Source organism: Microcystis sp. LEGE 00066, assembly GCF_015207925.1.
In the GTDB taxonomy this organism is placed as follows: Bacteria; Cyanobacteriota; Cyanobacteriia; order Cyanobacteriales; family Microcystaceae; genus Microcystis; species Microcystis ichthyoblabe_A.
This window is the reverse complement of sequence record NZ_JADEVX010000200.1, coordinates 1-6,981: the sequence shown is the minus strand read 5'-3', so window position 1 is coordinate 6,981 and position 6,981 is coordinate 1. Positions and strand designations below refer to the sequence as shown.

The 6,981-nt window shown below is 45.9% G+C and carries 7 protein-coding genes; 4 read left to right on the top strand and 3 right to left on the bottom strand.

The features are described 5' to 3' along the window. Nucleotides 1-43: 43 nt before the first annotated feature. Entirely contained in the window at nt 44-2,596 is a 2,553-nt protein-coding gene (gene gyrA, locus IQ224_RS19945) for a DNA gyrase subunit A (RefSeq protein WP_194033401.1), read from the bottom strand. A 367-nt stretch (nt 2,597-2,963) separates the two neighbouring features. Between gyrA and IQ224_RS19940 the strand changes: the two genes are divergently transcribed. Continuing rightward, nucleotides 2,964-3,488: a hypothetical protein gene (locus tag IQ224_RS19940; protein ID WP_002748217.1), complete on the top strand. Its 525-nt coding sequence runs from the start codon at nt 2,964-2,966 to the stop codon at nt 3,486-3,488. Between the two features lie 3 nt (nt 3,489-3,491). Next, a complete protein-coding gene (locus IQ224_RS19935) occupies nt 3,492-4,304 on the top strand; it encodes an urease accessory protein UreD (RefSeq protein WP_002748224.1) in 813 nt (270 codons plus the stop codon). A 21-nt stretch (nt 4,305-4,325) separates the two neighbouring features. Here the strand turns inward: IQ224_RS19935 and ispE are convergent, their stop codons facing one another. Then, entirely contained in the window at nt 4,326-5,267 is a 942-nt protein-coding gene (gene ispE / locus IQ224_RS19930) for a 4-(cytidine 5'-diphospho)-2-C-methyl-D-erythritol kinase (protein ID WP_002748225.1), read from the bottom strand. A 17-nt stretch (nt 5,268-5,284) separates the two neighbouring features. Then, on the bottom strand, nt 5,285-6,091 hold the full coding sequence (gene rsmA, locus IQ224_RS19925; protein ID WP_002748229.1) for a 16S rRNA (adenine(1518)-N(6)/adenine(1519)-N(6))-dimethyltransferase RsmA: 807 nt from the start codon (nt 6,089-6,091) through the stop codon (nt 5,285-5,287). Nucleotides 6,092-6,213: 122 nt separating this feature from the next. Between rsmA and crcB the strand changes: the two genes are divergently transcribed. Beyond that, nucleotides 6,214-6,603: a fluoride efflux transporter CrcB gene (crcB, locus tag IQ224_RS19920; protein WP_002748231.1), complete on the top strand. Its 390-nt coding sequence runs from the start codon at nt 6,214-6,216 to the stop codon at nt 6,601-6,603. A 155-nt stretch (nt 6,604-6,758) separates the two neighbouring features. Beyond that, a partial coding sequence (locus tag IQ224_RS19915) for a transposase (RefSeq protein WP_130757148.1) occupies nt 6,759-6,981 on the top strand: 223 nt, incomplete at its 3' end.

The window sequence follows — 6,981 nt, the reverse complement described above, 5'->3', positions numbered from 1 at the left end:
ACACCCCACACCCCACACTCCACTTCCCCACTTCCCAGTAAATCTAAATGTCTTCAGATTCCTCCGCATCACTAGGGGGAACTAGGGCGACAGCAGCGATCGCATCGTCCTCATCAAGTTTTTGCACCCGGATGCCTCCGGCCGATCGCGATTGGGGAGTAATAGCATCGACGGATTGACGGATGATAATACCCCGTTCGGTGATAATCATAAATTCCTCGTTGGGGTTAACAACGTGCAGAGCCGCTAATTTATCGTTCTTTTTGCGGAATTTAATCACTCTGACTCCTAATCCCGCCCGATTTTGTAGCCGGAGGAGGGTAACGGGAACCCGTTTTCCTAGTCCTGCCATGGTAATCGCTAACACCCAGGGGCCATTATTAGCCACTTCGGGGTTAATTTCTTCGCTTTCGTCCTCGGTTTCTTCTTGGTTAGATTCAGCGATTTGGGCGACAATTTGACTAGGCAGGATGTCCATACTGATTAATTCGTCACCTGAGCGCAATTTCATCGATTTTACGCCCTTAGTTGCCCTTCCCAAGGAGCGCAATTGTTGACTATCGGCCTTAAAATGAATTGCCATCCCCTGACGAGAACCGATAATGACGCTATCTTCCTCTTTGGCCAAGCGAACCCAACGTAGTTGATCACCGTCTTCGAGAGAAATGGCGATTAAACCGTTTGATCGAATATTACTAAAGGCAGCGAGGGCGGTTTTCTTGATAAATCCCTTTTGTGTGAGCATAATCAGGTAATTATCCTCGCTGAACTCGCTGACTGCCACCACCGAGGTAATTTTCTCCCCTTTGGGAATCTCTAACAGTTGCACGATGGGAACGCCGCGAGCGGTGCGGGAACCGGTGGGGATATGATAGGCATTGAGACTATAGACAACCCCGCGATCGGTGAAAAAGAGGACGCTATCGTGATCGCGGCAGGTGATAAAGTGATCGATGCCGTCGTCTTCTTTCATTTTTGCGCCAGCTTTGCCCCTTGTCGCCCGATTTTGGGACTCAAAGGTATTAACGGGCATTCTTTTGATGTAACCCTGTTCGGTGACAAGAATTAAGGCCTGTTCGTTGGCAATCAAGTCAGTTTCGGCGATTTCTCCTTCCCGTTGTTCAATATGACTGCGACGGGGGGTAGCGTGAATCGTTTTGATCTGTTGCAGTTCTTCCTCAATAATGCTGTCGATCCGTTCTTTTTTGGCTAAAATATCCTGAAGATCACCGATTTTTGTCAGTAATTCCCCGTGTTCTTGCTGAATTTTCTCCGATTCTAGGGCGGTTAACCGTCGTAGCTGCATTTGTAGGATTGCGTCCGCTTGCACCTCTGAAAGACCAAAATTCTGCACTAATCCCTCTTTTGCACTAGCTGTGTCGGCAGCACTGCGAATCAGGGCAATGACTGCATCGAGACTAGCGAGGGCAATTAGTAAACCCTGAAGGAGATGATCCCTTTCCTCGGCCTTGCGGAGTTCATAACGGGTACGACGGGTGATCACTTCTACCCGAAAATCGAGGAAAACGCGGAGAAACTCCCTTAAAGTCAGTAATCTCGGTTCGTTATCGACTAATGCCAACATATTCGCCCCAAAATTCGACTGGAGGGGCGTTTGTTTATAAAGATTGTTGAGGACGACGCGGGGATAGGCATCTCGTTTCAGTTCGATCACTACCCGGATGCCGTCGCGATCGCTTTCGTCCCGCACATCGGAAATACCGTCTATTTTGCGATCATTGACCAAATCGGCGATTTTTTCGATTAATGCCGCTTTATTGGTTTGATAGGGCAGTTCGGTGATGATAATAGCATCTCGATCGGGTCTTCCCCTTTGTTCGATGGTTTCAATGGTGGCCACTCCCCGCAGGGTAATGGAACCCCGGCCGGTGGTGTAAGCTTCCTGAATGCCGTCTCTACCAAGGATATGCCCCCCGGTGGGAAAGTCCGGCCCCGGGATATAACGCTGTAATTCCGTATCGGTGAGATCGGGGTTATGGATGAGGGCAACGGTTCCATCGATAATCTCGGCCAGGTTGTGGGGGGGGATATTGGTGGCCATACCGACGGCGATACCCGATGAGCCATTAATTAGCAGTTGTGGGACTCTAGAGGGCAAAACCACGGGTTCCTGTTGGGAACCATCGAAGTTATCGGCGAAATCGACGGTTTCTGACTCGATATCCTGTAGTAGGGCGTTGGTGGCCAGGGTGTGCAGACGACACTCGGTATAACGCATGGCTGCCGGGGGATCGTTATCGATCGATCCGAAGTTACCATGACCGTTAATCAGGGGATCGCGCATGGAGAAATCCTGGGCCATGCGGACGAGGGCATCGTAAACAGCAGTATCCCCGTGGGGGTGGTATTTTCCTAATACTTCCCCGACGACTCTAGCGCATTTCCGGAAGGGGCGATCGGGGGTTAATCCTAGTTCGTACATCGCATAAAGAATGCGCCGGTGTACGGGTTTCAGTCCGTCCCTAGCGTCGGGCAAGGCTCGCCCAACGATGACGCTCATGGCGTATTCTAGGTAGGAACGGGACATTTCATTGCTTAAGTCTGTGGGGACGACATGATCCTGGGCGGCGGTCATAGGGGGTTTAACTCCAATAACAAGGCAAAAAAAGCGTTTTTGTGAGTAAATTCGCTAAAAATCGGGCTTTTACCCTTTTGATGTGCAGAATATGCCCATTTGTAGGACTATTTTACCATAAAATCCCTCTTTTTTCTGGTTTAAAACAGTGCCAAGTCAGTAGCGATCACAAGAGGAAAAAGCAAATGGTAAAGACCACTTTTAGCAGTTTTTCCCCCGATAATTTAGGATAAAATAAAAATGCGATCGAGAGTTAATATCATAGCCATATTGGCAGATCAAGAATCGATGATAATTGAGATTAATGATCCCTTAACTCCAGCGAAGACTATTAACCTGATTTTCCCAGCGCAAAAATTACCCCAAAATGCTTACTCCTCTCCTCTGGCAAAGTGCCAATCCCCACCCCAATAATCTGGAGAATTTCCAAATTATTAGCCAATGGTGGCAAGATTTAAATCTTAAGGAAGTCTTCTGGCAACAGCGTTTAATTCCCGATACTGGCTCTCTGGAAGATATTAATTGGGAGCAGCAAGGTTTTGATGAAAAATTTAGCATCCAAATGCCCCAAATTCGCGGGATTACCCTCTATTGGCATAAATCTACTTTTGCTGACGAAAGAAGCATGACACCTAAACAATTAATTTTAGATCGGGAACGGGAGCAATTATATATTTATCCCCAATCCCAACCTAGTTTAGTTATTCGGGTGACGAAACCCCATCTAGTTTATCAAAAATTCGAGATGAAAAATCCTCTCCTAGTTGGCAAAAAATCGGAAAGTGAATATATTTTACTGTTCAGGGATAAAGAACAGCAAATAGAATTTAAAATTAATCTCAGTCCTGAAAATTATCGGCAATTTCTAGAAACCATGACTGAGGATCAATAAATAATGTGGCAGGGAAACCTAGAACTAATTTACAAGCAAAAAAATCTCGCAACCGAGATTAATCACGTCTATGCTACCGCTCCTTTAAAAGTACAAAGACCCTTTTATCCCGAAGGAAAAAACCTTTGTCATACGGTGATTTTACACACGGCAGGGGGAATAGTTGGCGGTGATGTTCTTCAACAAAAAATTCATCTCCAAGCCGCTACTAATGCTCTGATTACCACTGCTTCTGCTGGGAAAGTTTACCAGAGTAATGGTCAGATGGCTCAACAATTAATCGAGATTAAAATCGATGACAATGCCGGTTTAGAATGGCTACCCCAAGAAGCAATTATCTTTAATGGTGCGGTATTTCGCCAACATTTACGAGTGGATTTAGGGGAAAATAGCAGTTGGTTGGGATGGGAAATTACCCGTTTTGGTCGCAGTGCGCGAGGCGAGAAATTTTTAGCGGGAGAATGGCATTCTAATTGGGAAATTTGGCGATCGGGACAACCTTTATGGCTGGATCGAGCCTTCCTGTTGGGTGGTAAAATGATCGAGGGATTTTCTGGTTTAAATAATAGCACCCTGATCGGTACTTTAGTTTATATCGGTCAACCGGTGGGCAGAGATTTAATCGAAAAAGTGAGAGATTTTTCCCTAGAAGGAGAGATGGGAGTTACTAGCACTTTAGGAGATGGTCTTTTATGTCGTTATCGGGGCAATTCTAGCGGTGAAGTGCGACAATGGTTTCAGCAGGTTTGGCAAATTTTAAGGCGAGAAATGAGCGATCGAGAGGCAATTATTCCGCGAGTTTGGTTGTCTTGGTAAAGGGGGTTAATTGTCATTTTCTCAAGTCACTTGAATGCCTGTATCGGTGATTGGAGCTATCCAAAATTGTAGATCGGGAGCGACGAGAATTTCCCGGGCCTCTTTAACGATAGTTTCCGCCACTTCCTGAGATGAACAGAGAGTAAAAACCGTCGGGCCGGAGCCTGACATCATCGTTCCCAAACCGCCTAAATCCCCTAGAACCTGTTTTAACTCGGCTACGAGAGGAAATTCGGGTAAAACCACCTTTTCGAGGTCATTATGGATAAATTTGCCGATAGCGGCTGGTTTTTTCTGGGCGATCGCTTGTACCAAAGCCCCAGAACTTACCTGCTGACGACGGTGATGAAATTCCTCTGGAGAAGACAGATAGGTATCCTGAAATTTTTGCCGATAGCTTTGGTAGGCCCAGGGTGTAGAAACGGATAAATGATCGTATTTGGCTAAAATCACCCATAATCCAGTCAGAGGAGCGATAGGATCGAGAATTTCTCCCCTTCCCGTACAGATAACCGTTCCTCCTGTCACACAAAAGGAAGTATCCGATCCCAATCTTGCCGCTAAAGTTTCTAATTCCGGATGGGTTAAGCCTAATTCCCAGATTAAATCGATGCCGACTAACACCGCCGCCGCGTTGGTGGATCCCCCCGCTAAACCGGCAGCCACGGGAATATATTTCTCGATGGTGATATCGATGCCGCCGTAATTGGCAAAGAGGCGGGGGAATTCCTTCGCCATCAAAGTGGCGGCGCGATGGGCGAGATTACTGCTATCTTGGGGGACGAGGGGATGAGAGCAAAAGAGGCGGAATTCCTGCAATCCGTTCGGCCGGAGAGTGATGCGATCGCATAATGCCACCGTCTGCATCACCATCACTAACTCGTGGAAACCATCAGGGCGATCGCCAACGATTTCTAGATATAAATTAATTTTAGCGGGGGCTAGAAGGGTATAACTGTGCATTTGTCAAGAAAAAAAATCTAAAATTTTGGCAATTGACCTAATTTTTCCGCCAAGTCAATCCATTGCGATAAACTGAGATCTTCGGCGCGAGCGAGGGGATTAATCTCTAATTGTGTCAGGATTTGGCTTAATCGATCGCTATCTAGACAATTTTTTAGATTATTGCGTAACATTTTGCGCCGGTTGGCAAAACCCCAGCTAATTAAAGTGGATAAAAAGGCCGCATTACCGACATTTTTCGGGAAAACACGGGGTAAAATCTGAATTACCGCCGAATCCACCCGGGGAGGTGGGGAAAAGGCCCGCCGGGGGACATCACAAATCCATTGACAATCGGCAAGGTATTGAATGCGGACGCTCAAAGCACTGTAAGCTTTGGTGGAGGGGACAGCGACTAATCTTTCGGCGACTTCTTTCTGGAGCAAGAGGGTAATACTCTGGTAAGGGGGGGTGAAGGGATGGGCGATTGAACCGAGCAGCTTTTCCAGGATCGGACCGGTGATATTATAGGGAATATTAGCCACTACCTTATTAACTGGCGGCAGTTGCTCGGGTTTAAGGGTAAGAAAGTCGCCTGGGATGAGATGAAAGTTATCTTGTTGGCCGAATTTTTTATTTAAAATTGTCCATAGATCTCGATCGATTTCTACAGCGACAACCAATTGAGCGCCATCGAGAAGACGACGGGTTAAAATGCCTGTACCAGGACCGATTTCTAATACCCGATCCTCTGATTGTAAATTAGCAGCACCGATGATGCGATCGAGTATCGATTCATCTTTTAACCAATGTTGTCCAAAACGTTTACGCGGTTGAATTTTCATACGTTTATCCTGAATGTCAGGTTGTCCTCGACAATAACACCCCTGAAAATATCGGCCATGCGATCGATAACCGCATCAATTATCATAGAGCCTAGGCAAAGATAGCAAAAAAATTAGAGACAATGTCAGATTTAAACGATGTTTTCGCAATTGTAGCCGGAGCGGTTCCGGGGGCGTTATCTCGTTATCATATTACCGAATGGACAAAAGCAAAATTCGGCTTGCGCTTTCCCTATGGAACCTTTATTATTAATTTAACTGGCTGTCTAGCTATCGGCTTTTTTTGGGCTATTTTACCCAGTGTTCCCTTTTATTCCCACCAACTAGATTTAATGGTTAGAACGGGATTTTTAGGAGCTTATACCACCTTTTCTACCTATAGTTTAGATATCCTGATACTCTGGCGCAATCAACAAAATTTTCTCAGTCTTTTTTTTGCCGTTGCTAGTATCATTTTCGGATTGATTGCCGTGAGAATCGGGGCAGCTATTGCCCAAGTTTTTCTAGGTTAAGTAGGTAGGCGTTAAAAACTATCAGATGCCCCCCTTATCAAGGCTATCCATTAGTCAGATCTTTCTTAACAAAAAGAGAAGAAACTTAAAAAAAGGGGAAACGATTGATAGGTATAGTTTTGAAAGAAGGAATTAAGGTGGAGGTAAGCAAAAAAATGGAGAAATGGGCAGCCCAAGAATTACAATATGCAGACCTAGGGGACACCAGAAGAAAGAAAAGGTTAATCAGTATCGTAGAAAACTTGGCCAGTCAACCTAGTACAAGTGTGCCACAAGCTTCGGGAAATCTAGCCGCAGCGAGTGCCACCTACGACTTTTGGAATTCCCCCTATTTTCACCCCTCAGATATAATTGCCGCCCAAGCTAAAAGTACAGTAG

Coding starts and splice junctions, on each gene's coding strand:
- gyrA (WP_194033401.1), bottom strand. CDS start 2,596: ATGACCGCCGCCCAGGATCATGTCGTCCCCACAGACTTAAGCAATGAA.
- IQ224_RS19940 (WP_002748217.1), top strand. CDS start 2,964: ATGCTTACTCCTCTCCTCTGGCAAAGTGCCAATCCCCACCCCAATAAT.
- IQ224_RS19935 (WP_002748224.1), top strand. CDS start 3,492: ATGTGGCAGGGAAACCTAGAACTAATTTACAAGCAAAAAAATCTCGCA.
- ispE (WP_002748225.1), bottom strand. CDS start 5,267: ATGCACAGTTATACCCTTCTAGCCCCCGCTAAAATTAATTTATATCTA.
- rsmA (WP_002748229.1), bottom strand. CDS start 6,091: ATGAAAATTCAACCGCGTAAACGTTTTGGACAACATTGGTTAAAAGAT.
- crcB (WP_002748231.1), top strand. CDS start 6,214: ATGTCAGATTTAAACGATGTTTTCGCAATTGTAGCCGGAGCGGTTCCG.